Annotated in this window: 1 protein-coding gene; it reads right to left on the reverse strand. The window is 47.7% G+C overall.

The window, feature by feature from the left end:
- Positions 1-106: 106 nt before the first annotated feature.
- The gene (locus Q1B27_RS24445; protein WP_299852804.1) at positions 107-850 is read right to left on the reverse strand and encodes a hypothetical protein; all 744 of its coding nucleotides are present in this window, start codon (positions 848-850) and stop codon (positions 107-109) included.
- Between the last annotated feature and the right edge of the window lie 172 nt (positions 851-1,022).

Consider the following 1,022-nt stretch of genomic DNA (forward strand, 5'->3'; position numbering starts at 1 on the left):
GAGCCCAGAATGACAGATGCTGCGGGACGGACGAATGTCGGCTTAGCGTAAGCACGAGCTTTTTGAGTTGCCCACCTGTTTACCGTTGGCGAAAAAGTGTTCTCGACTAGTTGATGTAGGTTGCTCCGATCAGAAACAGTGTAACTAGGATCGGCAGCGAAATGATCTGGAGGAATCCATCGAGCCGAAGCTTATCAACGTCAATCGCCCATTTTGCATAAAAGCCGCGCCTACCTTCAGTTTCAAATTCAATCGTCCCGTCCCCTGAAACGGCTTTCTTCAACATCTGCCGAACAAACCTTATCGAATTATCCATTTTCCGTAAGGGCTCTAGTGATATGATCGGCCAGAGTGTCAAGCACTTTACAGTCTGCCGAAAAATGAGCTCCCATCTCGGAATGATGTCCCGAAGTTTGACTATAAATCTGTCATCGTTTTGTACGCATGAGATCATTCGCTCACGGTCAAATTCATCTTGTCGTTCAAAAAATTCATCAAAGGTTTCATTTGCATCTCGCGAATACTCAACGTCATAGGTTCTGCGGGTATTGTGCATTCTGTAGTAGTCGTCAAAGCGATATGGGAGAACCGTCGAGCGCAGCCCAGCCATTACCAAGATTGCATAAAGCAGTAAGACGTCTGGCAACCAATCTGGGGCATCGACCAAGAACGGGATTTTCGAAACTAGCACGCGGAATGGCTCAGTAACTCTGGTGTAGTAAGTCAGAATATCCGCCCAAATTCCCTTGAAGCCAAAGTCAAGAAAGGCGTTGAGCGCCTTTACCGAGCTAAGTGCAGCCAATAGAACTCCCAGCCAGACAAAGCCGTTTGAAAAGTTTTCCGAGCGCAATTGTGGATACCTCGTTCATTTGTCAGACCAAAGTTTGTCCACGCAAACTCGGCTTTGTACAGATTGCAAGGTCTGGGCACCAAATAAAATACCCCACGGTCCAAACACAGCAAGTTACGGAAGTCTTGCAAAGCAGTCATTCCGGAGCCACCGTTCAACGGCAGCTTCGTCC

Origin of the sequence: uncultured Roseovarius sp. (genome assembly GCF_947489715.1) — a bacterium.
Lineage (GTDB): Bacteria > Pseudomonadota > Alphaproteobacteria > Rhodobacterales > Rhodobacteraceae > Roseovarius.